At 73.2% G+C, this 23,092-nt stretch carries 18 protein-coding genes; 9 read left to right on the top strand and 9 right to left on the bottom strand.

Going from position 1 to position 23,092, the window contains the following annotated elements; genetic code table 11:
* Nucleotides 1–3 precede the first annotated feature (3 nt).
* The gene (locus tag ACR68M_RS13705) at nt 4–3,267 is read right to left on the bottom strand and encodes a sacsin N-terminal ATP-binding-like domain-containing protein (protein WP_441251608.1); all 3,264 of its coding nucleotides are present in this window, start codon (nt 3,265–3,267) and stop codon (nt 4–6) included.
* 227 nt (nt 3,268–3,494) lie between these two features.
* The gene (locus ACR68M_RS13710) at nt 3,495–4,376 is read right to left on the bottom strand and encodes a DUF3027 domain-containing protein (protein WP_441250757.1); all 882 of its coding nucleotides are present in this window, start codon (nt 4,374–4,376) and stop codon (nt 3,495–3,497) included.
* A gap of 527 nt (nt 4,377–4,903) precedes the next feature.
* Between ACR68M_RS13710 and ACR68M_RS13715 the strand changes: the two genes are divergently transcribed.
* From ACR68M_RS13715 to ACR68M_RS13730, 4 genes are all read left to right on the top strand, one after another.
* Nucleotides 4,904–6,388, top strand: coding sequence for an MFS transporter (locus tag ACR68M_RS13715; protein WP_441251609.1), 1,485 nt, complete (start codon nt 4,904–4,906; stop codon nt 6,386–6,388).
* Between the two features lie 85 nt (nt 6,389–6,473).
* Entirely contained in the window at nt 6,474–7,025 is a 552-nt protein-coding gene (locus ACR68M_RS13720) for a hypothetical protein (RefSeq protein WP_441250758.1), read from the top strand.
* Nucleotides 7,022–7,720 carry a futalosine hydrolase gene (locus ACR68M_RS13725; RefSeq protein ID WP_441250759.1) on the top strand — a complete coding sequence of 233 codons (699 nt, stop codon included), beginning with the start codon at nt 7,022–7,024 and terminating at the stop codon, nt 7,718–7,720. Before ACR68M_RS13720 ends, ACR68M_RS13725 begins: the two co-directional genes overlap by 4 nt.
* Complete coding sequence (locus ACR68M_RS13730) at nt 7,713–8,552, top strand: 1,4-dihydroxy-6-naphthoate synthase (RefSeq protein ID WP_441250760.1); 840 nt, start codon at nt 7,713–7,715, stop codon at nt 8,550–8,552. The genes ACR68M_RS13725 and ACR68M_RS13730 overlap by 8 nt, the downstream gene beginning before the upstream one ends.
* Before the next feature lie 28 nt (nt 8,553–8,580).
* On the opposite strand, the gene ACR68M_RS13735 is transcribed toward ACR68M_RS13730, so the two are convergent.
* Together ACR68M_RS13735 and ACR68M_RS13740 are read right to left on the bottom strand one after the other, a co-directional pair.
* On the bottom strand, nt 8,581–8,964 hold the full coding sequence (locus ACR68M_RS13735; protein ID WP_441250761.1) for a cold-shock protein: 384 nt from the start codon (nt 8,962–8,964) through the stop codon (nt 8,581–8,583).
* Between the two features lie 377 nt (nt 8,965–9,341).
* Nucleotides 9,342–10,487 (bottom strand): alpha/beta hydrolase, encoded by a 1,146-nt coding sequence (locus ACR68M_RS13740; protein ID WP_441250762.1) that lies wholly within the window; start codon nt 10,485–10,487, stop codon nt 9,342–9,344.
* 161 nt (nt 10,488–10,648) lie between these two features.
* On the opposite strand from ACR68M_RS13740, the gene ACR68M_RS13745 reads away from it, so the two are divergent.
* Entirely contained in the window at nt 10,649–10,885 is a 237-nt protein-coding gene (locus ACR68M_RS13745; RefSeq protein WP_441250763.1) for a hypothetical protein, read from the top strand.
* A 67-nt stretch (nt 10,886–10,952) separates the two neighbouring features.
* Here the strand turns inward: ACR68M_RS13745 and ACR68M_RS13750 are convergent, their stop codons facing one another.
* On the bottom strand, nt 10,953–11,558 hold the full coding sequence (locus ACR68M_RS13750; RefSeq protein ID WP_441250764.1) for an HAD family hydrolase: 606 nt from the start codon (nt 11,556–11,558) through the stop codon (nt 10,953–10,955).
* 59 nt (nt 11,559–11,617) lie between these two features.
* On the opposite strand from ACR68M_RS13750, the gene ACR68M_RS13755 reads away from it, so the two are divergent.
* The gene (locus tag ACR68M_RS13755) at nt 11,618–12,673 is read left to right on the top strand and encodes an ABC transporter substrate-binding protein (protein WP_441250765.1); all 1,056 of its coding nucleotides are present in this window, start codon (nt 11,618–11,620) and stop codon (nt 12,671–12,673) included.
* 62 nt (nt 12,674–12,735) lie between these two features.
* Here the strand turns inward: ACR68M_RS13755 and ACR68M_RS13760 are convergent, their stop codons facing one another.
* Nucleotides 12,736–13,479 (bottom strand): hypothetical protein, encoded by a 744-nt coding sequence (locus ACR68M_RS13760; protein WP_441250766.1) that lies wholly within the window; start codon nt 13,477–13,479, stop codon nt 12,736–12,738.
* Nucleotides 13,480–13,599: 120 nt separating this feature from the next.
* Here ACR68M_RS13760 and ACR68M_RS13765 point away from each other — a divergent pair, with 120 nt between their 5' ends.
* Complete coding sequence (locus tag ACR68M_RS13765; protein WP_441250767.1) at nt 13,600–16,134, top strand: helicase C-terminal domain-containing protein; 2,535 nt, start codon at nt 13,600–13,602, stop codon at nt 16,132–16,134.
* An 82-nt stretch (nt 16,135–16,216) separates the two neighbouring features.
* Here the strand turns inward: ACR68M_RS13765 and ACR68M_RS13770 are convergent, their stop codons facing one another.
* A complete protein-coding gene (locus ACR68M_RS13770) occupies nt 16,217–16,909 on the bottom strand; it encodes a PIG-L deacetylase family protein (protein WP_441250768.1) in 693 nt (230 codons plus the stop codon).
* Between the two features lie 15 nt (nt 16,910–16,924).
* Nucleotides 16,925–19,672, bottom strand: coding sequence for a bifunctional glycosyltransferase/CDP-glycerol:glycerophosphate glycerophosphotransferase (locus tag ACR68M_RS13775; RefSeq protein WP_441250769.1), 2,748 nt, complete (start codon nt 19,670–19,672; stop codon nt 16,925–16,927).
* A gap of 320 nt (nt 19,673–19,992) precedes the next feature.
* On the opposite strand from ACR68M_RS13775, the gene galE reads away from it, so the two are divergent.
* Entirely contained in the window at nt 19,993–20,991 is a 999-nt protein-coding gene (galE, locus tag ACR68M_RS13780) for a UDP-glucose 4-epimerase GalE (protein WP_441250770.1), read from the top strand.
* A 102-nt stretch (nt 20,992–21,093) separates the two neighbouring features.
* On the opposite strand, the gene ACR68M_RS13785 is transcribed toward galE, so the two are convergent.
* Nucleotides 21,094–21,333 (bottom strand): hypothetical protein, encoded by a 240-nt coding sequence (locus tag ACR68M_RS13785; RefSeq protein ID WP_441250771.1) that lies wholly within the window; start codon nt 21,331–21,333, stop codon nt 21,094–21,096.
* Between the two features lie 97 nt (nt 21,334–21,430).
* Between ACR68M_RS13785 and ACR68M_RS13790 the strand changes: the two genes are divergently transcribed.
* Entirely contained in the window at nt 21,431–23,071 is a 1,641-nt protein-coding gene (locus ACR68M_RS13790) for a DNA repair helicase XPB (RefSeq protein ID WP_441250772.1), read from the top strand.
* The last annotated feature ends 21 nt before the right edge of the window (nt 23,072–23,092 follow it).

The raw sequence follows: 23,092 nt of genomic DNA on the forward strand, positions 1-23,092 counted from the left end.
TCGTCAGGACTCGAAGTCGCGGGCGGCCAGCAGCTCGTACGCGCGGTCGGGCTCGGTGAGGGCGGCGAGGATCTCGAAGCGGCGGTGCCACTGGCCGACGGACCAGGCGAGACCGGCGGCGAGGCCCTCGGGGGTGGCGGCGTGCAGCAGGCCGGGGACGGGCGGGGTGTCGAACTCGTCGTCCTCGTCGGCGGCTTCGGTGTCCTCCGGGTCGTAGGGCAGCTCGGGGGCGGATCCGGAGGTGTCCCAGCGCCAGCCGACGGCCGCCTCGCCGCCGTCGGGGCCGACGATCAGGAGTTCGTCGTGCTCCTCGTAGACGGCGGGGCAGCCGGGCAGCAACTCCCGGACCACGGACGGGGTCCGGTGCAGGGTGCCCTCGGAGAGGACCCGGCCGCCGGCCACCTCGCTGGCGAGCGAGACGTGCAGGCGCTCGGCGAGTGCGGCGGCCAGCTCGGGGGCGACGGGCAACAGCGGGTGAGTGTGCAGGAGTTCGGCCAGGTCGGGGGCGTCGGCAACGACCGCGTCGGCGGCGTCCACCAGCACCGTGCCCTCCGGCCGGCGGCCGGTCTGCGGGTCCAGCGGGGGCAACGCCCGTACGACGTCCAGCGGTTCGACCCGGTCGGCCGGGACGGATGCCAGCAGGGTGTGGATGCCGTGCAGTTGACGGTGCGTCACCTCGGAGGCCGGGTCGGCCATCCGGTCGAGCAGCTCGTCCGGGCCGTGCGGCTCGGCGAGCAGCGCGGCGAGCGTGGTGCGGACACCGAGGGCGTGCAGGAAGGTCTCGTCCAGGCTGGTGCGGGCCTCGTCGTAGAGGCCGCGCAGCAGCGGGTCGGCGCCCGCCGCGCGCAGCCCGGCGGGCTCGCGGCCGTCCAGCACGGGGTGGTCGCGCAGCCACCAGGCGGTGTACGGCGGCAGGTCGGCGTAGCGGCCGTCGGGCAGCAGGGCGCGGACGGGGTTGACCACCGCGTCGCGGTAGGGCGGGCGGGCGAGCAGGGCGAGGGCCTCGGGCCAGGCGTCCTCCTCGACCAGGTCGAGGTCGCGGACGGCCAGCAGCTCGGCGGCGACGGGAGGCACGCCCAGGTCGGCCTGGTCGGCGTGCAGGGCCTCCAGGGTGTCCTCGCACCACTCGGCGAGGCCGTCGGGGGCCTCGTCCAGCAGGCCGGTCGGGCGGCCGCCGGCCGCGCGGTCGGCGGGGGCGGTCGGGTCGAGCCGCTCCAGGTCGTCCGGGTCGAGCACCACGTCCTCGGCGCGGACGAGCACGAAGGTGCTCAACACCCCGGCTGCGGCGAGCACTTCGGTGCCCCAGCGCTCCAGCAGATCCTCGTCGACGTACCCGGCGTCGTCCTCGCGGGCCAGGGCGGCGAGCGGGCTGTCGGGGAGGATCAGCTCACCGGCCCGGGAGAGCTCGCCCTCGTCGTCCGGCAGGGCGAGCCGGGCCAGCCAGGGGTGCTGGCCCGGGGTGGTCTCGGCGGCCTTGACCAGTGCGAGCACGGCGTCCGCGAGGTCGACGGCAGCGTCGAAGTCGTCCTCGCCGACCTCCAGCGAGCGCGCCACGGCGGCCCGCACCTCGGGGGTGTCCAGCACCCCGGCGGGGGTCGCGGTGCCCGCGCCGAGCTTGCTGAGCAGCGGGTGGGCGGCCTCCGGGTGGGCGAGCCGCAGGTCGAGCAGGCTGAGCGCCTCGGCGAGCGTCTCGGGGTAGCCCTCGTACCCGGCCCAGTCGGTGGCGTCGGAGGGCACCAGGACGCGGCGCGGGCCGGTCACCATCCGGCCGTCGGCGAGCGGTACGGGCAGCGCGCCGAGGGCCTCCGGGTCGGCCCCGGCGAGGGCCGCGTAGAGGTTGCGCCACCAGTCGGGCTCGCGCTCCAGGCCGCCGAGCTGGTCGACCACCTCGGCCAGCGGCACCCGGCGGACGGCCAGCACCCGCAGCTCGGTGCGGCGCTCCAGCCCGGCGGGCAGCAGGCCGGGGAAGATCGGGGCGAGCGCCTCGACCACCGAGTGGTCGGCGCCCTCCAGCAGCGTCGCGTCGCGTGGGCGCAGCGCCGGGGTGCCCTCCTCGACGGGGGCCGGGTGCGGCAGGAAGGGCGTCTCGGGCAGCCGGTCGAGGATCGCGGTGCGCAGGGCGTTGTCCAGCACGCCCTGGCCGAGCGGCCCGGGGACGAGGGCCAGCGAGTTGAGGTCGCCGCCGCGGGCCCGCAGCAGGTCGGCGTAGGCGTCGGCGGCGCGCTGGGTGAGGAAGTCGGTGAGTGGGCCCGGTGCGACGTGCCGCCGGGTCGAGTCGAGCGGGTACCCGGCGATCAGCAGGGCGGGCACCCCGAGCGGCTCGTCGCTGGGCGTCGGGGCGTGCACGACGGGGGTGGTGCGGAGCGGCTTCGGCGCGCTGCGGCCGTCCACCGGGATGGCCCAGGTCACCGTCCAGTACGGGCGGGCGCGCTCCTCGGTGGGGCGGTCGGCGAGCAGTTCGGGGGCGGTGGCCCCGGCCAGTGTGACGGTCTGCCAGACCGTCTCGGCCCCGTCGTCGGTGAGGGTGACGGTGGTGAGGCCGTCGGGCTGCTGCACGGCCGCCGAGCGGGTCAGCACCCGCTGCCGCTCGGGGGTCTCCACCACGATCTCGGCCAGGCCGGGGAGCGTGAGCAGCAGGGCCTCGTCGATGTCGTCCAGCAGACGGCGGGTCAGGTCCTCGGCGGCGGTGTCGCGCAGCGGGAGCACCACGACGGTGTCGTAGCCCTCGGGTGCGGAGCCCTCGGCGGGCAGCGGCAGGCGCAGCAGCGGTACGTGGCCCTCGCGGCGGCGCAGCTCCTCGACCAGCGCCGGGCGGGCCTCGGCCAGCGCGTGCGCCTCGGTGAGGGACCAGCGGACGCCGCCGTGGGTGCTGAGCACGGCGGGCTCGTCGGTGACGGCGAGGACGGCGGCGAAGCCGACGCCGAAGCGGCCGACGGTGGGCGCCTCGTCGGCGCGCTTGGAGGACGCCCGCAGCGTCGAGAGCGACTCGACGGCGGCGGCGTCCAGCGGCGCACCGGTGTTCGCGGCGGCCAGGACCCCGCCCTGCAGGGTCAGCCGGAGCCGGCCCGGCCCGGCGCCGAGGCGGGCGGCGGCGTCGGCGGCGTTCTGCGCCAGCTCGACGATCAGCCGGTCGCGGTAGCCGCCGAGCGCGAGCTCCTCCTCCGCGTTGGCGTCCTCGCGGAAGCGCGCGGGCGCCGCCGTCCAGGCGTCCAGCACCCGGTGCCGCATGGCCGCCGTGTCGAAGAGATCAGCGCCCTGCCCGTCCATGCCACTGCCGATGATCCGAGGCTCCACTGGGACTGCCGCCCTTCCACGTCTCCACGCCTGCCGTACGGGGGCATTCTGGCAGGCCGCCGGGAGGGCAACTCCCAGGGGCGCGGGGAACTGCGCGAATCGGCAGGCTCCGGGCCTTCGCTGCTCCGCTCCACGCAAGAGGCACCCCGTTGCGCAGGTGCGCAGCAAGGTGCCGATTGCTCTGAGCAGATCCAGTGGCGTTACGAGTGGCCGAGCTCCTCGGCGGGGGCGTCGGGCTCGACGGAGCCGCTGGTGCGGTCGGGGTGGAGCTGGAGAGGCTCGACCACGAGTTCGTCGAGGATCAGCTCGGACGGGGTCGGCGGGGCCGGGAGGACCGCCGCCTCGGAGTGGCCGCCGCAGCCGTACGAGAACGAGACGACCTGGCCGTCGGCCGGGCCGAACTCGTTGCCGCAGACGCCGAAGGCCTGCCCGAGCGAGCCGCCGATCGGGACGAGGAAGCCGCAGCTGTTGCAGTTCGCGGGGGCCGACTGCGCCATCGGCGTCTGCGGCCCGTACGCGGTCTCCCAGCGGTCGGCGGCCAGGTGCAGGCCGAGCCGGGAGAGCACCCGGGGGCGTCCGAGGCCGAGCTCCTCGGCGACGGCGCCGATCTGGGCGCGGGCGGGGGCGGGCTGGATGTGCGGGTCGGTGACGACGAGGTCGTCCTCGTCCGCCAGCGCGGCCACCGAGTTCGGGGCGGGCTCGTCCTCGCCGGTCCAGCCGGGCTCAAGGCGGAGGTCGTCCGCGTCGGTGGGCAGCAGGTCGCCGGGGCCGAGGTCGCCGGGCCGCAGCCGCTCGCTCCACGGCACCCACTGGGGGGCCAGCACGGCGTCGGGGCCGGGCAGCAGGACGGTCTCGTCCAGGGTGACGTTCTTGGCACGGGCGGCCCGAGCCACCGTCACGGCCCAGTGCCAGCCGCGGTAGGCGGCGTCCAGGCACTCGAAGGTGTGGGTGACGACCCGTTCGCCGTCGGCCTGGACACCGAGGTGGGCGCCGACGGTCTCGGCGCCGACCGCCTCGACGGCGGCCTGACGGGCGAGTTCGACGGCCTCGGCACAGAGCCGGTCGGGGGTACGGCTTCGCATCGCAGCACTCACGGCGTCGATTCTCTCCCAGTTCTGTTGCCTGCTGTTCCTGGCCGACGGTCCGCGGACCGCTCCGTCGCGGCCGACTCCGCCGGGGCCGCCCTGGGAGCTCCTCCTGTTGGAGAAAATCCGGGGCCTCCGGCAGACCTTGCCACGGGCTCGGGTGCCGCTGGATACCGTCTCTATGTCTATTCTGCGCGACTCGGCACCGGTCCGATGACCGGCCGCGCCGCCCGCTGGGCTGTGCACGCGCGTCTGAAGGCTACCCGTCGGTCGGGCGCCGACGACAGTCCGGTGCCGAGAGGTGACCTCCGATTGTCGGCGGGTCCACCTCGCGTTCCCTCGTCTGCGGGCGTTTTCTCAGGCAGGATGGCCATGTGGCGGATGAGACCCCGTCGCAGCACGCTCTGCACGACCCGCAGGCGAACGGCTCTCCCGGGCCCCCCTCCGAGCCGGGCGCCGTGCCGCGACAGCAGCCCACTCTCCCCCCGGTGGACGGCGCCGAGCCGCCGCCGGAGGCGGAGTCCGTGCCGCCCGACTCCCCCAGATCGCGCAACGTCCTCGTCCGGGGTGCCTCGGCCGCCGGCGTGCGGACGGGCAAGGTCGTCAACGGCACCGGCCGCCGCATCCGCCGGGCCACGGCCGCCGAGGGCGCGGGCGAATCCGGTCTCGCGAAACTGATCGAGCTGCACGCGCTGAACTCCTTCGGCGACATGCTGATCACCATCGCGCTGGCCTCCAGCATCTTCTTCTCGGTGCCGACCGGCGAGGCCCGCGGCCGGGTCGCCCTCTACCTGCTCATCACGATGGCGCCGTTCGCCCTGCTCGCCCCGGTGATCGGCCCGCTGCTGGACCGCCTGCCGCACGGCCGTCGGGCCGCGATGGCGATGTCGATGCTGACCCGCGCCGTGCTGGCCTGGACGATGGCGGGTACGGTCTCCAACGGCGGCATCGCGCTCTACCCGGAGGCGCTCGGGGTACTGGTCGCCTCGAAGGCGTACGGAGTCGTACGCAGCGTCGTGGTGCCCCGGCTGCTGCCGCCGCAGCTGTCGCTGGTGAAGGCGAACTCGCGGGTGACGCTGGCCGGGCTGCTGGCGACCGGCATCGCGGCGCCGCTGGGCGCCGGGCTGCACCTGATCGGGCCCGGGTGGCCGCTGCGCGGGGCCTTCCTGGTCTTCGTGATCGGCACCCTGATGGCCTTCCACCTGCCGCACAAGGTCGACTCGGCGAAGGGCGAGCAGCGCGCCGTGCTGCACGCCGAGGAGCACCCGGGCGGGCTGCACCTTGGCCACCACGCCCCACCTGCGGATCAGTACGTGCGGCTCACGAAAGAGCCGCCCGCGCAGGAGCCGTCCACGCAGCAGGGGCAGCAACCTGTGCAGGGGCAGCCCACGAAGGCGCCGCCGGTCAAGGCGATGCTCCGGACGGTCGGGCCGTCGGTGATCCTGGCCCTGCGGGCGGTGGCGGCGCTGCGCTTCCTGGTCGGCTTCCTGGTGATGTTCCTGGCCTTCCTGCTGCGGGAGGACCCGGTCGGTGGCCTGGCGCCGACGGCGGCGCTCGGCGTGGTCGCGGTGGCGGCGGGCACCGGCAACGCGCTGGGGTCCGTGCTCGGCTCCTGGCTGCGGACGCGCGGCTCCGAGGTGACGGTGACGGCGATGCTGCTGCTGGCGACGTGCGCGGCCGCCGGGGCGGCGCTCTGGTACGGGCTGGTGACGGTCGCGGTGGTGGCGGGCGCCTCGGGTGTGGCGGCCTCGCTGAGCAAGCTGGCGCTGGACGCGCTGATCCAGCGGGACGTGCCGGAGGCCGTCCGGACGTCGGCGTTCGCCCGGTCGGAGACACTGCTGCAACTCTCCTGGGTGGCCGGTGGCGGGCTGGGCATCGTGCTGCCGCTGAACGGCACGCTGGGGCTGGCGGTCGCCTCCGCACTGGTCGGGCTGGCGCTGCTGGTGACGCTGCACTCGCTCTTCCGGATCGGTCTGCACGGCCCCGCGACCCGACCACGGGTGGCGTGACCCAGGAGGTGACACGAGGACGTGACACGAGAAAGTGCGCCACCCCAACGTCGCGTGATCGACAAAGCCCGGTAGCCTCTTGCCCATGAGCCTCAGCACCCGTGTCATCGCCGCCCTCGGCGCCGTCGTCGTGATCGGCGCCGGCACGGTGGGCGGTTCCATCGCCTACGCCAACGGGCAGGACGCGCCCAACAGCCACATGGCGACCCTGACCGTCGGCCGTTCGTCCATCCACGCCGAGCCGTTCAAGGACTGCTACAACGACGGCAAGGCGCTCGACAAGGCCGCCGTCGCGAACTGCCAGACCGCGGCGAAGAAGGCCGCCGACAACGGCGAGCTGCCGTCCTCGGACGTGCGCGCCGGCGACCACATCGGCATCGGTGTCGACCCGGGCACCGCCGACAAGGGCTGGTTCGCGTTCTCGGACGGCGGCCAGCAGGGCCAGACCCCGATCGTCTCCAGCCGCAAGGGCTCGACGTACTCGGGCTCCCTCGCGGTCAGCGGCCTGCTGAACTCCGGCCAGAAGACCGTCATCACCGTGGTCGAGGCCGACGAGAAGTCCGGCGACGTCATCGCCGCCTGGTACTTCAGCCTCGACAACAAGGACTACGTCACCCCGGCCACCCCGGCCCAGTGACCTTCCCTCCTCGCCTTCACGACGACGAGCGCCCCGCCCGGGTGCTCGTCGTCGTCGCCGTTCCGGCCGAGGCGGAGGCCGTGCGGCGTGGCCTGGGCGGCGCTCCGGAGACGGGTGTCGCGGTCGACGTGCTGGTCGGCGGGGTCGGCCCGGCGGCGGTGGCCGCCGCGACGGCCGGTGCGCTGGCCCGGCAGCCGTACGGGCTGGTGGTCTCCGCCGGGATCGCGGGCGGCTTCCTGCCGCACGCGCCGATCGGTTCGGTGGTGGTCGCCGAGGAGATCGTCGCCGCCGATCTGGGCGCGCAGGCGCCCGAGGGCTTCCTCGACGTCGAGCAGCTGGGCTTCGGGCGGGTCCGGCACCCGGTGCCCGCCGCGGCCGTCCGCGCGGCCGCCTCGGCGCTCGGCGCCGTCACCGGCACGGTGCTGACCGTCTCGACCGTCACCGGCAGTGCCGAGCGCGCCGCCGAGCTGACCGCGCGCCACCCGCGCGCCGTCGCCGAGGCGATGGAGGGCTTCGGCGTCGCCGAGGCCGCCGTGCTGCACGGCACGCCCGCCCTCGAACTGCGCGCGGTCTCCAACGCCGTCGGCCCCCGGGACCGCTCCGCCTGGCGGATCGGCGAGGCCCTCGCGGCCCTGGAGCGCGCCTTCGCCGTCCTGCCCCTCCCGGAACTCCTGCTGGAGGTCACCCGTGGCTGATCCGCTCCAGGTCGCCTACTCGCCCTGCCCCAACGACACCTTCGTCTTCCACGCCTGGGCCCACGGCCTGGTTCCGGGGGCGGACACGCCCGAGGTGACGTTCGCGGACATCGACATCACCAACGGGCTCGCCGAGCGCGGCGAGGGCGACGTGCTGAAGATCAGCTACGGCCAGCTGCCGTGGGTGCTCGACGAGTACGCGCTGCTGCCCTGCGGCGGTGCGCTCGGGCGCGGCTGCGGCCCGCTGGTGCTGGCCCGCGAGCCGGGGGCCGACCTGACGGGCCGGACGGTCGCGGTGCCGAGCGAGCGCTCGACGGCGTACCTGCTCTTCCGGCTCTGGGCCGCGAAGGCCGTGCCCGGCGGTTTCGGGTCGATCGTGGTGCTGCCGTTCCACGAGATCATGCCCGCCGTCCGCGACGGCCGGGTCGACGCCGGGCTGGTCATCCACGAGGCCCGCTTCACGTACCGGCAGTACGGGCTCCACCAGCTCGCCGACATGGGCGAGGCCTGGGAGCAGGAGACCGGGCTGCCCATCCCGCTCGGCGCGATCGTCGCCAGGCGCTCACTGGGCGCGGAGCGCCTGCGGGAGCTGGCGGACGGCATCCGTGCCTCCGTCCGCGCCGCCTGGGCGGACCCGGCCGCCTCCCGGGCGTACGTGCTGGAGCACGCGCAGGAGATGGACCCGGCCGTCGCCGACCAGCACATCGCCCTCTACGTGAACGAGTTCACCGCCGACCTCGGCGAGGAGGGCCACGCCGCCGTGCGGGCCCTGCTCGACCGCGCGGCGGACGAGGGGCTCGTGCCCCGGGTCGACCCCGCGCAGCTGGCTTAGCAGCCGCGCGGGGCATCGCCGACGGGCCTTACAGGTCGAACTGGTCGGCCACCGCGCGCAGCAGGATCGCGAGGTTCTGGCCGTTGGGCTTGGCGGGGTAGCGGCCGCGCTGGAGGCCCGGGAGGACGTCGTCGAGGGTGGTGATGAGGTCCTGGACGATGGGTGCCATGTCGTCGGGGCTCTTGCGCTGGGCGGCCGCGACCGAGGGGAGCGCCTCCAGCAGGGTGACGGCCATCGCCTGCTCGCCACGGTGCCCGGCGGCGACGCCGAACTCGACCCGCTGGCCGGGCCGGAGCGAGGTGACCCCGTCGGGCAGCGCCTTGGTGTGGACGAAGACCTCGCCCCCGTCGTCGCGCGACAGGAAGCCGTAGCCCTTCGTCTCGTTGAACCACTTGACCTGGCCGGTGGGCATCTCGAAAAGTCCTCAGTGTGAGTGTGGGGAACCCCGGGCCTGGGCCGAGGGTTACCGGTGGATGGCGGGCCGACCGCGCACAGCGGGCAGGTCGTCGGGCCCGATCAGCAGACTAACGCTCCGTCAACGGCTCTTTCGAGCGCCGTCGGCCCCGTACGAGCAGTGGGGCGGGCAGGGCTCTCGCGCCGGCCGCCGGCCCCGGACCGGCGGCGTCGGGGCCCGGCATCGTGCTGTCCACTGGCTCCCCACCCCCGACCCGGTCGTCCGGGGTGTCCGATCAACCCCGTGCGAGAGCTGCATACCCCTGCGACAGGTACACCGAAACTCCCCGTCCCCACAGAACTGCGGGCAGTGACGGGGAGTCGGAGAAGTGCAGGTCAGGCAGCGGCGCCGGAGGGGGCGTGCAGCTTCTCGCCGAGCCAGCCGAGCGAGGCGGGGAGCATCCGGGACCAGGTGTTGAAGTTGTGGCCGCCCGTGGGCAGATCGATCCAGGAGACCTTGGTCGGGCTGCCCTTCGCGGCGGCGATGAACTTCTGGGTGGTCCGGTAGTAGTCGCCGTCGCCCTCCTTCGTCCCGCCCACCAGCAGCGAGACGTCCGGCTTGGGCAGGTGCTTCAGCCGCCAGTCGAGATCGGCCTGGTTGCGGCGCTGCGGGTCACCGCCCCAGAGGTCGCCGGTCGTGACGTCGTTGTCGACCGTGTAGTAGCCGGAGAGCGAGACGCCGGCCGCGTAGACGTCCGGGTGCTTCATGGTCAGCTTGAGCGCGCAGTAGCCGCCGGTGGAGTTGCCGATCACGCCGAGCGTGCCGGGGCCCTCGGCGACGCGGTAGGCGGCGCGCAGCGCCGACGGGACGTCCTTGGCGAAGTACGTCTCGGTCTGCGGGCCGTTCGGGATGTCCTCGCACTCGGTGTCGCGCGGCAGCACGGCGGAGGGCTGCATCATCAGCAGGACGGTCGGCGGGGTCTTCCCGTCCTTGATCAGCTGGAGCTCGGTGGAGGGGTAGTTGAGCTTGGTGATCAGGTTCTTGGCCAGACCGGGGTGGCCGGTGATCGCGACCGCCGCCGGGAACTTCTTGTCGTGGAACGCCGGCTGGAAGTACTGCGGCGGCAGGTAGACGTACCCCTCGGTGGAGAGGCCGGTGGTCGCGCCGGAGATCCGGATCCGCTCCAGCTTGCCGACCACGGACGGGTCGCGGCCGACCGTGTTGGTGCCGCGCACGTTCTCGTCCGAGATCTGCTGGATGGCACCCTTGCCGCCGGCCAGCCGGCTCTGGATGGTCACCGGGCTGTTGTCGTTGGTGCCAAGCAGGTCGGCCCAGCTGCTGTAGAAGGCGAAGTAGTTGTTGGCGACCAGGCCCAGGGTGCACATGACGGCCAGCTGGGTGGCCAGGATGGTGCCGATCCGGCCGAGCACGGTCGCCCAGCTCTGCTTGGCCAGCCTCGGCCAGAGCCAGACGGTGCCTGCGACCAGGAGGACGGAGAGCAGCGCGGACAGCGCCAGCACCTTGTGACTCGTCAGACCCATGCCTCGGTACGCCCCTGCTCCAACGACGATTCTTTGAACATCCTCCAGATTGCCTGAGAGTTCGCCCGGAGGACTGCGCGCCCAGACGGAGCCCGCCCCCGCCGATCGGCGGGGGTGCCCTCTTCTGAGACACTGGGTGCCCCGACCCAGGAGGAGCCGACGTGAGCAGCAGCAACGCCGAACCGGGCAGCGCCTTCGTCCGGGCCGGAGCCGTCGTCTTCGGCGTCGGATCGATCGCCACGCTGGTGACTTTCGTCCCACTCTTCTTTCATCTGACGCCGCTGCCGACCGCCGCGTACTGGCTCTGCATGCTGATGCCGCTCGGTTTCCTGGTCTCCCTGGTCGGGCTGCTCCAGGGCGCGCGCGCCCAGAAGCGACGCGTCCAGGCAGGCAGCTGACCGGGCCGGTACGTCCCCTGCGGGCAGCCAGGTCTGCACGGCAGGCCCGTGCGGTGGACGCCTCCGGTCAGCCGAGGTGGCTCTCCAGCCAGGCCGGGAATCCGGTGAGGTCGGCGAGGACGACGTCCGCCCCGGCCTCCCGCAGGGCCGCCGCGTCGTAGGGGCCGGTCGTGACGCCGACCGCCACCGCTCCGGCGGCCAGCGCGCCCCGGATGTCGCCGAGGTGGTCCCCCACGTAGACCGAGGCGCCGTGCTCGCGCAGCGCGTCGCCCTTGCCCTCGGCCCAGGTGTCGCCGACCAGGACGTCGAAGTCCATCCCGACGAGGTCGAGCTGGAGCCGGGCGTTCGGGCCGTACTTGCCGGTGATCACGGCAACCCGCCCACCCGCCGCCCGGACGGCCGCCAGCGACTCCTGCGCACCGGGCAGGACGACCACCCCGGGCAGCGCGAACTCGCGGTAGAGGGCGCGGTAGCGCTCCACCATCCCGGCGACCTGCTCGGTGGGGAACCACTGGCCCATCTCCTGCGCCAGCGGCGGCCCGAGCCGGCTGACGGCCAGCTCGCTGTCGATCGGCACGCCGGTCTCGGCGGCGAGCACGTCGTACGCCACCCTGATGCCGGGCCGGGTGTCGAGCAGGGTCATGTCGAGATCGAAACCCACGGTGAGAGCCATACCGGCCAGCCTAACGAGCCGTCGCCTCACCCAAATCAGCAGACATTTCGGACATAATCGTGGCACTCGCCGCCCAGGCGCCCACCACCCGGGCCCACCACCCGGGAGCCCGCCACCCCCGAGAGGTCCCGATGCCACGTCAGGTCTCGCGCCGCACCGCCCTCTCCGGGCTCGGCGCGCTCCTGCTGACCGGCGCCACGGGGTGCAGCGGCTCCTTCCTCGGCCCGCCGTCCACACCGCTCCCGGTGACCGGCTCCCCGCAGCCCACCCCCCGGGCGACCGTCACCGCCGCGACCGGCCCCGTCGTGGTGCCGGTCGGCCCCCAGCGGGTGGTCGCCCTGGACACCGCCGAGCTCGACTCCGCGATCACCCTGGGCATCACGCCGGTCGGCGCCGCCCGCGCCGCCGCCGACCACGGCTTCCCCGACTACTGGCCCGCCTCCTGGCTGGCCGCGATCACGTACGTCGGCGACATCGGCAGCCCCGACCCGGCGATCGTCGCCGCCCTGGGGCCCGAGCTGATCCTCGGCAACCAGACCCGGGACGGCGCCCACTACGACGCCCTCGCCCGGATCGCCCCCACCGTCCTCACCACGACCACCGGCTACCCCTGGAAGGACAACTTCCGGCTGCACTCCGAGGCGCTGGCCCGCCAGGACGAGGCCGCCGCCGTCGTCGCCGAGTACGCCCGGCACGTCGCGCAGACCGTCGCCTCGATCGGCTCCGCCGGGAGCGGCGGCAAGAAGATCAGCATCGTCCGCTTCGTCGAGGGCTCCCCCACCGTCCGCCTGTACGGGCGGCAGAGCTTCATCGGCACCCTGCTCACCGACCTCCAGCTCGGCCGCCCCGACGCCCAGAACGTCGAAGCCTTCGACGTCGAGATCACGCCCGACCAGCTCGCCAAGGCCGACGGCGACTACCTCTTCCACGCCACCTACGGCGACCCGGCGAAATCCCCCGCCGCCGCCCTGCTCGGCAGCCCCGCCTGGCAGGCGCTGACGGCCGTCCAGGCCCACCGCGCCTTCCCGGTCGGCGACCAACTCTGGTTCCAGGGCATCGGCTACACCGGCGCCAACCTGATCCTCGCCGAACTCCAACGCTTCCTCGGCGGCTGAGGCGGCTGAGGCGGCTGATCCAAGGCCCCGGGGCCCGCGCCTCGGGGTCTACGCCTTGGGGTCTAAGCCTTGGGGCGGCGCAGCGTGACCGCGAGCAGGAACAGCGCCGAGAGCGCGCCCGCCACCCGCAGCACGCCGGGCGCCGCCGCCCAGGTGACGTGCCCCAGCTGGGCGCCCTGGGCCAGCGGCGAGCCCCAACGGCCCTTCGCCCGCCCCCAGAACCAGACCGTCGAACCGGCCATCGTCGCCAACGGGATGCCCAGCACGGCGAACTTGCGGGTCAGGTCGCCGAGCTTCGGCGCCACGTACCCGAGCGCCCACCCGGCCAGCAGCGCCAGGAACTGCCCCGTCACCGCCCCGGCGAGCAGCACCACGGCCGCCAGCAGCACCAGCACCGACGGGCGCCGCCCGGCCAGCGCAGCCGTCTTCACCGCCACCGCCTTCACCGCCACCGGCTCCGGCTCCCGCTGCTCGGGCACGGCCGTCGCCGCCGGGGCCTCCGGCTCGGCCTTCGGCAGCGAGTCGGAGAAGTCGAAGACGACGCTGTCCCACTCGGGGAAGTCGGCGGGGGTGCGCGGCGGGCCCGGTGCGGCGCGGGCGATCAGCCAGGCGCCGTCCGGCCCGTCCGGGCCCGCCGCCTCCACCGGCACCGCGGCCGGCATCGCTGCCGCTGCCGGGCCCGGCTGGACGGGCACCTGGGGGGCGTACACGCTCTCCTGGTCACCCGCCACCGGCTCCTGCGGCGACGGCCGCCCGAGCACCCGCCACGGCCCGTCCACCCGCCACCACTCGCCCTCACGTGCCATGACCCGCACCCCGCTCCTTCGCAGACCCCACCGCGACGCTACCCGCGCGGGCAGGCCGTACGCACCCACCTTCACCCGCCCACCGGTTACCTGATCGCCAAAGGGTCTAACCTGGATCGGATGAGCAGCCAGCAGAGCGAGCCGCGCCCACCCCGGGCCTCCGCCGCCCCCCGTACGCTCGCCGAGGAGCTCCGGGCGCGCAGCGACGAGGCGCTCGCCGAACTGCTCCACAGTCGGCCGGATCTGCTCAACCCGGTGCCGAGCGACCTGACGCAGCTGGCCGCCCGCGCCTCCGGCCGGGCCTCCGCGCTGCGTGCGCTGGAGCGGCTGGACAGGTTCACCCTCCAGGTCGCCGAGGCCCTTGCCGCCGCGCCGGACGCGAGCCAGGACACCCTCGTCCGCAATCTGCTGACCGGCCCGGCGCGGGTCAAGCCGCACGCCCAGGCCGACCCGGTCGACCGCCAGGCAGTCACCGCCGCGCTCCCGGGCGCCCTGGCGACGCTCCGCGCGCAGTCACTGCTCTGGGGACCCGACTCGGCGCTGCGCCTGGTGATAGCCGTCCGGGAGGCGCTCGCGCCGACGGCGGCCAACCCGGGCCGGACGGGCCTCGGGCCGACGCTGGCGGAGGCGACCACCGGGATGTCCCCGGCCCGCCTCCAGCAGCTGCTGGCCGGGGCCGGGCTGCCCGCCACCCCCGACCCGGTCTCCGCCGTCGCCGCGCTCGCGGGCCTGCTCTCCGACCGCAAGCGCTGCACCGCGCTGCTCGCCGAGGCCCCGGAGCCCGCGCTCGCCCTGCTGGAGCGGCTGGTCTGGGGCCCGCCCACCGGCACCGTGCCGGACGCGGCCCGCCAGGTCACGGCGGACGAGGTGCGCAGCCCCGTGGAGTGGCTGCTCGCGCGCGGCCTGCTGCTGCCCTCCAGCCCGACGTCGGTGGTGCTCCCGCGCGAGCTGGCCCTGCACCTGCGCGGCGGCCGCACCCACCGCAACGTCGAAGCCACCCGGCCGGTGCCCGCCGCCGACGCCCGGCGCGATCCACAGGCTGTGGACAGCGCCGCCGCCGGGCAGGCGTACACGGCGGTCCGTACCGTCGAGGAGCTGCTCGACGCCTGGGGCCTGCAGTCACCACCGACCCTGCGGGCCGGCGGCCTCGGCGTCCGGGACCTGAAGCGGGCCGCGCTCACGCTGGAGTGCTCGGAGCCCGTCGCCGCCTTCTGGCTGGAGCTCGCGTACGTCTCCGGCCTGCTCGCCCCCGACGGCGAGGCGGACGAGCGCTGGGCACCCACCCCGGCGTACGACAGCTGGCTCCAGCAGCCCGTCGCCGAACGCTGGGAGCTGCTCGCCCGCGACTGGCTGGCCACCACCCGGGTCGCCGGCCTGACCGGCACCCCCGACGGCAAGGGCAAGGCCCGCGCCGCGCTCGGCGCCGAGCTGGACCGCACCCTCGCGCCGCCCGTCCGCCACGCCACCCTCGCCCTGCTCGCCGAGCTGCCGCCCGGCGGCACGGCGGCCGCCGACACCCTGCTGCCCGCGCTGCGCTGGCAGCGGCCGCTGCGCGGCGGCCCGACCGGGCCGGACGGCCGGGACTTCCGCGACCACCTCACCACCTGGACGCTCAGCGAGGCCGAACTCCTCGGCCTCACCGGCCGGGGCGCCCTCGCCGCCCCCGCCCGCGCCCTGCTGGCCGGGAAGGACCCGGCCGCCGTGCTGGAGCCGCTGCTGCCCCAGCCGCTCGACCACGTGATCCTCCAACCCGACCTCACCGCGATCGCCCCCGGGCCGCTGCTCACCCCGCTCGCCCAGGCACTGGCCCTGTGCGCCGACATCGAGTCCAAGGGCGGCGCCACGGTCTACCGCTTCGGCACCGACTCCGTCCGCCGCGCCCTGGACGCCGGGCGGACGGCCGCCGAGCTGCACACCTTCCTCGCCAAGCACTCCCGCACACCCGTCCCGCAGCCGCTCGCCTACCTGATCGACGACGTCGCACGGCGGCACGGCGTGCTGCGGGTCGGCGCCGCCTCCTCGTACCTGCGCTGCGACGACACCGCGCTGCTCGCCGAGGTGCTGGCCGACCGGCGGGCCGTCGAACTGCGGCTGCGGCTGCTCGCCCCGACGGTGCTCGCCGCCCAGGCCGCACCGGACACCCTGCTCGCGGTGCTGCGCGCCATGGGCTACGCCCCGGCCGCCGAATCCGCCGACGGCGACGTGGTGATCACCCGCCCGGACAGCCACCGGACACCCCCGCGCAGCGCCCCCGCGCCCGTCCCCGACGGACCGCCCCGGCCCGACGACGTGCTGCTCGGCGCCGCCGTCAGGGCCGTCCGCGCGGGCGACCGGGCCGCCACCGCCGTCCGCCGCGAGACCGTCGCCGGCCCCGCCGCCACCCCCCAGCAGACCGGCCCCGCCCGCACCGACCTGCGCCACCTCCCGCGCACCGCCGCCGCCGACACCCTCGCCGCCCTCCAGACCGCCGTCATGCTCGGCGAACGGATGTGGATCGGCTACGTCAACGCCGAGGGCCTCGCCTCCCAGCGCGTGGTCGACCCGGTCAAGGTCGAGGGCGGCTTCGTCACCGCCTACGACCACCACGCCGACGAGGTCCGCACCTTCGCCCTGCACCGCATCACCGGCGTCGCCGAGGTCGACGAGTCGGCCTGACCGCCGAGGCGGCCCGAACGCACGGAAGGGCGGCAGGCGCCGTAGCGCCTGCCGCCCTCGTGTCGCTCCCGTCCGGTCCGGACTAGCGGCCTCGACCCGTCAGGTCGAAGACGAAGCGCCGGGCCACGAAACCCTCGGCCTCCGGCACCCCGGCCTGGAAGCCGCGGACCCGGGCCAGCGCCGCGACGGCGTCCGGGTCGACCTTGCGGCTGCCCTCGACCTGCGAGCCGTGCGCGCGCAGCGCCTCCAGCTTGTCCTCGGTGAAACCGGTGATGTTGCTGTAGACGTGCGGCTGGAAGTTCTGCGAGGAGGGCCCCTCGAAGAGCAGCACCTGCTCGATGTTGCGGGCCGCCGAGACGACCGCGCGGGAGGTCGCGCGGTGGTCCTGGTGCGAGTCGTCGGGGAAGTGCGTGTAGACGATGTCGGCCTTGATGTCGTTCAGCACCGACTCGACCACGTGGACGGTCTCGAACCCGTCCGTGATGGCCCGGTCGTCGCTCGCACCCCAGCGCAGCTCGGCGCCGAGGCGCTCGGACGCCTGCCGCTGCTCCTCCTCGCGGGCGAGGACGTCACCGGGCCCGCCCGCGCCGTTGCTCAGCACCAGCATGACCACCCGGTCACCGGCGGCGACGTGGGCCCGCAGGGTGGCCCCGCAGCCCAGCTCGATGTCGTCGGGGTGGGCGCCCACGGCCAGCACCCGGCGCGGCACGTCCACCCGGGTGGGGAGGCTGTTCCGGTCGAGGGCGGTGTGGGGCTCGGAGATCGTGTTGTACATGGTGGTCTTCTGTCTTCAGCTACGGCGGCGATGGGCGGCGGGGGATTCGAGGGGCGCGTCGAGCGCCTTGATCGCGTCGGCGACGCGGGCGGAGTTCCCGCCGTGCGGCAGCGAGAACGCCTCGGCGGCCCGGTCGTTGTAGAGCTCCTCGCGCACGCAGTCGGCGTCGAGGTAGCGGATGATCGCGTCCACGGTGGCCTCGACGTTGTCGCAGACCGGGCCGAAGCCGTCCTTGGCGTAGTCGAAGTAGCCGGGCCGCGAGTGGTTTCCCCAGAACTCGTCGGCGTCGAACTGGGCGTACACCATCGGGGTGCCCATGTAGGCGACGTCGAAAGCGGTCGAGGACCAGTCGGTGACGAACAGGTCGCAGTCGCGCAGGGCCTGCTGGAAGGTCTTCTTGCTCATGTCGACGACGTGGAACGGGCCGCCCTGCGGCACCAACTCCGGCGCGTAGTCGCGCATCTCGTAGTGCGCCAGGAAGTCCAGCGTGTAACCGGTACGCTCCAGCGCCTCCTTGAGCCGCTCGCTGCCGAAGAAGCCGGCCAGGAACTGCTGGTAGGTCGAGCCCTCGAACTCCACGCTGACGGAGCTGGCCGACTTCCCGTACGACGGGGTGCCGAGGTAGTTGCGCCAGGTCGTCATGAAGAGCACCCGCTTGTGGCCGTGATCCGGGATCAGGGCGTCGAAGCGGGGCAGGCCGAGCTGCTGGGCGGCGTCGCCGTAGTCCATCCAGTCCGCGACGTACTCGGACTCGCGGGGGGTGGCCGTCACGATCAGGTCGAGACCGGTCTTGGAGCGGTGGATGCCCTTGCTGACGTCCTGGTCGGTGACGCCGTGCTGGAGGAAGACGCGGCGCGCGCCGATCCGCCAGTTGAGGTGCTTCAGGTAGTTCGAGCGCTGCCAGTCCTTCGGCAGCATGTACGCGTCGATGTCGTACGAGTTGATCAGCGTCGAGGCGTGCAGCATCAGGAACTTGTGCTTCCACGAGCTGTGGTTCACGACGTTGCCGAGGCCGTCCAGACGCTTCGCGTCGGGGCTCGACTTGTCGATCACGTAGTAGGCGTCCTTCTTCTTCTCCACCGTGCGCAGGTGGCGGAAGAGGTGGCCCGAGTTGTCCTGGACGGTGTCGACGCGCTCGCCGATCAGCCAGATGTCGCGGCCGCGCACCAGCGGCTTGGTCGCCAGCCGGACGAGCCGCTCCTTCCAGAGCGGGCGACGGCGCACCACGTGGGCGAGCTCACGCCGGGCGAGCATCCGCGTCCACGAGGTCTGCAGCTTGGCGGGGCTGCCGGTGCGGACCTCCATGACCACGCGGTCACCGCGGCCCCAGGCCGGCAGCATCCGGCCGGTGGGCATCTCGATGGTGCGGGCGCTGCGGAGGTAGCCGATGGTCGACAGGCACATCCGGGTGACGGGGCCGGTCTTGGTGTGCACGGTGAAGCGCAGCGTGTGGCGGCCGTTGCCGAGCTTGGCGGTGGGCAGGGTGGCCCGCCAGCCGGTGTACGCCTTCTCCTCGTCGAGCTCGCGGAGGTCGCCGCGGTGGACGTTCTCGACCGGGACACTGATCCCGGTGCCCTTGACGTCCAGCGTCACCTCGGCGTCGAGCGGCAGCGCGAGGCGCAGGCCGTTGATGTCGAAGCGGCCGCCGATCTGCACGGCCCGGCCGTCGTCGACGGGCTTGAACTGCTCGACCCGGGCCGAGAACGCGCTGACCTCGAGGAGCGGCTGCAGGTGCGAGGGGGCCGCCGGGTAGTCGAGCAGCAGCTGGCCGCGCCGGGCCCGGACGGTGCGCAGCACCTTGTCCGGGTTGGCGAACAGCTCGTAGTCGTCCATCAGGCAGGCGAGCACCGGCACCCGGTGCCGGGTGTCGACGGTGGCCGCCAGGATGTTGGCGACGCTGATGCCCTGGTAGATCTGCTTGGCCTGCTCGAAGAAGCGCGGCAGGTCCTCGGCGGGCACCTGGCGGAAGGCTCGCATCGCGAAGCCCTGGAAGCTGCGGACGTTGAACTGGTCCAGCGCGTCGTGCTTGAGGACGTCGATGTCCTTGCGCAGCTCCAGCAGCGCGAGGTTGGCCGCGAGGTGGTCCCAGTAGTTCTGCGGCCGGGTGAAGAGCGAGTTCATGATCGAACCGCCGCTCTCACGCTTGCGGTAGTCGTAGACCTGTTCCTTGACCAGCGCGATCTTCGGCGCCGAGCAGAGGAACGGGACGACCACCCAGACGTCCTCGAAGTGGGCCTTCTCCTTGAAGCGCAGCCCGGACTCGCGGAGCACCTCGAGGTCGAAGATCTTGTTGCAGGCGCTGGCGCTGTGCACCAGGGTCGGCACCTCGGCGATGCCCTCGACGACCCGGCGGTCGGCCTTGAAGTTGAAGACGCCGCGCCAGGCCCAGTTGGTGACCGACGGGAAGGTCTGCATCAGGCCGACGGCGACGGGGATGCCCGGCTCGGCGGTGATGCCCTCGTGGAGCGCCTCTACGGCCCGCGGGGGCAGGATGTCGTCGGAGTCGCAGAACATGATGTAGCGGCCCTGCGCGAGGTCGATGCCCGCGTTGCGCGCGGCGCCGAGGCCGCCGTTCTCCTGGACATGCAGGAGTACGTTCGAGTGCGCATCGGCGAACTCGCGGGCGATGGCGCTGGACCCGTCCAGGCTGCCGTCATCGACGATGACCACCTGGCAGTCCGCGAAGACTGTCTGGGCAGCGATGGAGTCGAGGCACTCCTGGAGGTACTCCTCGACGTTGTAGACGGGTACAACGATGCTCACACGGGGAGGCGTCATGCTCATGCACTCTCAGTTATCTGTGCGGACGGGGCAGTCGACATAGGGCCTTGGAGAGGTTTGCCACTTTTGTACGATTCCCCCCCTCTCCAAGGGAGGTCGGCTCCGGCCGTACACAGACTTCTGGTCATACCCGGGCGATGCCACGGTACATGAACTTAAACTTAAATACTAAGGTCGTTTTTCCTAGTGCCAGCTGTCCGTAAGGCACCTCACACGTGCACGTCGGACATGTCACACAAAGGGTGCCGGAGGCCGGTTCGGGGCCGCCGGAGGAGGTGCCGGCCGCGGCTAGGATCGACCGCATGAAGATTCTGGTCTCCGGCGGCGCCGGGTACATCGGTAGCACCATCGCGTCGGCCTGCATCGACGCCGGGATCACCCCGGTGATCCTGGACAACCTCGTGACGGGTCGGCGTGAGTTCGCCGACGGGCGGGCGTTCTACGAGGGCGACATCGCCGACGGCGGGCTGATCGACCGGATCTTCGCCGAGCACCCCGAGATCGAGGCCGTCGTGCACTGCGCGGCGCTCATCGTGGTGCCGGACTCCGTCGCCGACCCGATCGGCTACTACACGGCGAACGTCGCCAAGAGCCTGGACTTCGTCAGCCACCTGATCCGCAACGGCTGCGGCCGGATGATCTTCAGCTCCTCCGCCTCGATCTACCAGGCGAACGAGGACCTCACCGTCCGCGAGGACTCCGCGATCGACGCGCAGAGCCCGTACGCGCGGACCAAGGCCGTCTGCGAGGCGATGTTCGCCGACATCGCGGCGACCCAGCCGATCCGCATCCTCTCGCTGCGGTACTTCAACCCGATCGGTGCCGACCCGCAGATGCGCACCGGCCTCCAGCTGCGCCGCCCCAGCCACGCGCTCGGCAAGATGATCGAGGCCAAGGAGGAGGGCGTCGCCTTCCAGGTCACCGGCACCGACTACGCGACCCGTGACGGCTCCGGCGTCCGCGACTACATCCACGTCTGGGACCTGGCCGGCGCCCACGTCGCCGCCGTCACCCGCTTCGACGAGATCCTCGACGCCGAGACGCCGTCCAGCGCGATCAACCTCGGCACCGGCACCGGCACCACCGTCCGCGAGCTGGTCGACGCCTTCAACAGCGTGATCGACACCCCGATCCCGACCGTCGACACCGTCGCCCGGCCCGGCGACGTGCCCGGGGCCTACACGGTCAGCGACCGCGCCAAGCGCCAGCTCGGCTGGGAGGCGCACTACTCCATCAACGACGGCATCCGCCACTCGCTGGAGTGGGCCGACGAGCACCGCGACAAGGTCCTCGGCGGCTGACGCCGACAGACCTCAGCAGGGGCGCGGGGAGCTCATCCCCGCGCCCCTGCTGTACGTCGGACCTGCTGCACGTCGGACCTGCTGTGCGTCGGAACGCCGACGTCAGTGAGCCTGCTGCTGCATCATCGCCTGGCCCTGCGGCGAGTTCTTGGCGTTCTCGACCATCGCGTCGGTGTCCGGCATCGGCATGCCGCTGGTCAGCTCGGCGAGCGTGAAGGCGACGGAGCCGAAGACCCCGCCCGGCTGCCCGAGGCCACCCACGGCCTGGGCGGGGGTGGCGGCGACGGCGAGGGCCGCACCGGAGAGGGCGACGGCGGCGAGGAGGCGGTTCGGCTTGTTCATACCCGCCTCAACGAGCCAACGGCCGTCGGGTCACCCCACCCCACCCGAGTGCGGGACACTGGAGGGTCTGCGACAGACCAACGGAGGGTTGCCCCGCGTGAACGACGGACCGCTCATTGTCCAGAGTGACAAGACGCTGCTGCTGGAGATCGACCACCCCAAGGCAGCCGACTGCCGCCGCGTGATCGCGCCGTTCGCGGAGCTGGAGCGCGCGCCCGAGCACGTGCACACGTACCGCGTGACGCCGCTCGGCCTCTGGAACGCCCGTGCCGCCGGGCACGACGCCGAGCAGGTCGTCGACGCGCTGGTCAAGTACTCGCGCTACCCCGTGCCGCACGCGCTGCTGGTCGACATCGCCGACACCATGGCGCGGTACGGGCGACTCCAGCTCTCCAAGCACCCGGTGCACGGCCTGGTGCTGTCGACCACCGACCGGCCGGTGCTCGAGGAGGTGCTGAAGTCGAAGAAGATCGCCCCGCTGGTCGGCGACCGGGTCGACCCGGACACCGTGGTGGTGCACCCCTCCGAGCGCGGCCAGATCAAGCAGGTGCTGCTCAAGCTCGGCTGGCCCGCCGAGGACCACGCCGGGTACGTGGACGGCGAGGCGCACCCGATCTTCCTGGAGCAGGACGGCTGGGAGCTGCGCCCGTACCAGCAGCAGGCCGTCGAGGGCTTCTGGCACGGCGGCTCGGGCGTCGTGGTGCTGCCCTGCGGCGCAGGGAAGACGCTGGTCGGCGCCGCCGCGATGGCGGAGGCCAAGTCGACCACGCTGATCCTCGTCACCAACACCGTCTCGGCCCGGCAGTGGAAGCACGAGCTGGTCAAGCGCACCTCGCTCACCGAGGACGAGATCGGCGAGTACAGCGGGACGAAGAAGGAGATCCGCCCGGTCACCATCGCCACGTACCAGGTGATGACCACCAAGCGGAAGGGCGTCTACGCCCACCTCGAACTCTTCGACGCCCGGAACTGGGGCCTGGTGGTCTACGACGAGGTGCACCTGCTGCCGGCGCCGGTCTTCAAGTTCACCGCCGACCTCCAGGCCCGCCGCCGGCTCGGCCTGACGGCCACGCTGGTCCGCGAGGACGGCCGCGAGGGCGACGTCTTCTCGCTGATCGGCCCGAAGCGCTTCGACGCCCCCTGGAAGGAGATCGAGGCGCAGGGCTACATCGCGCCCGCCGACTGCTGCGAGGTCCGCGTCACGCTCACCGACTCCGAGCGGCTCGCGTACGCGACCGCTGAGCCCGAGGAGCGCTACCGCTACTGCGCGACCACCGCGACCAAGCGGCGGGTGGTCGAGGCACTCGTCCGCAAGCACGAGAAGGACCAGACCCTGATCATCGGTCAGTACATCGACCAGCTCGACGAGTTGGGCGAGGTGTTGGACGCACCGGTGATCAAGGGCGAGACCAGCAACGCGCAGCGCGAGAAGCTCTTCGAGGCCTTCCGGTCGAAGGAGATCAGCGTGCTGGTGGTCTCCAAGGTCGCCAACTTCTCCATCGACCTGCCGGAGGCGACCGTCGCCATCCAGGTCTCCGGGACGTTCGGCTCCCGCCAGGAGGAGGCCCAGCGGCTCGGCCGGGTGCTCCGGCCGAAGGCCGACGGGCACTCCGCGCACTTCTACTCGGTCGTCGCCCGCGACACCGTCGACCAGGACTTCGCAGCCCACCGGCAGCGTTTCCTGGCCGAGCAGGGCTACGCGTACCGGATCATCGACGCGGACGACATCCTGGCGTAGCGCCCAGCAGTGACGCCCAGC

This window comes from Kitasatospora sp. McL0602 (assembly GCF_052076145.1).
In the GTDB taxonomy this organism is placed as follows: domain Bacteria; phylum Actinomycetota; class Actinomycetes; order Streptomycetales; family Streptomycetaceae; genus Kitasatospora.

What these genes read in the sequence shown, in the direction of transcription:
- ACR68M_RS13710 (WP_441250757.1), bottom strand. Translation starts at nt 4,376, where the DNA reads ATGCGAAGCCGTACCCCCGACCGGCTCTGTGCCGAGGCCGTCGAACTC.
- ACR68M_RS13770 (WP_441250768.1), bottom strand. Translation starts at nt 16,909, where the DNA reads ATGTACAACACGATCTCCGAGCCCCACACCGCCCTCGACCGGAACAGC.
- ACR68M_RS13760 (WP_441250766.1), bottom strand. Translation starts at nt 13,479, where the DNA reads ATGGCACGTGAGGGCGAGTGGTGGCGGGTGGACGGGCCGTGGCGGGTG.
- galE (WP_441250770.1), top strand. Translation starts at nt 19,993, where the DNA reads ATGAAGATTCTGGTCTCCGGCGGCGCCGGGTACATCGGTAGCACCATC.
- ACR68M_RS13735 (WP_441250761.1), bottom strand. Translation starts at nt 8,964, where the DNA reads ATGCCCACCGGCCAGGTCAAGTGGTTCAACGAGACGAAGGGCTACGGC.
- ACR68M_RS13720 (WP_441250758.1), top strand. Translation starts at nt 6,474, where the DNA reads ATGAGCCTCAGCACCCGTGTCATCGCCGCCCTCGGCGCCGTCGTCGTG.
- ACR68M_RS13740 (WP_441250762.1), bottom strand. Translation starts at nt 10,487, where the DNA reads ATGGGTCTGACGAGTCACAAGGTGCTGGCGCTGTCCGCGCTGCTCTCC.
- ACR68M_RS13705 (WP_441251608.1), bottom strand. Translation starts at nt 3,267, where the DNA reads ATGGACGGGCAGGGCGCTGATCTCTTCGACACGGCGGCCATGCGGCAC.
- ACR68M_RS13785 (WP_441250771.1), bottom strand. Translation starts at nt 21,333, where the DNA reads ATGAACAAGCCGAACCGCCTCCTCGCCGCCGTCGCCCTCTCCGGTGCG.
- ACR68M_RS13765 (WP_441250767.1), top strand. Translation starts at nt 13,600, where the DNA reads ATGAGCAGCCAGCAGAGCGAGCCGCGCCCACCCCGGGCCTCCGCCGCC.
- ACR68M_RS13750 (WP_441250764.1), bottom strand. Translation starts at nt 11,558, where the DNA reads ATGGCTCTCACCGTGGGTTTCGATCTCGACATGACCCTGCTCGACACC.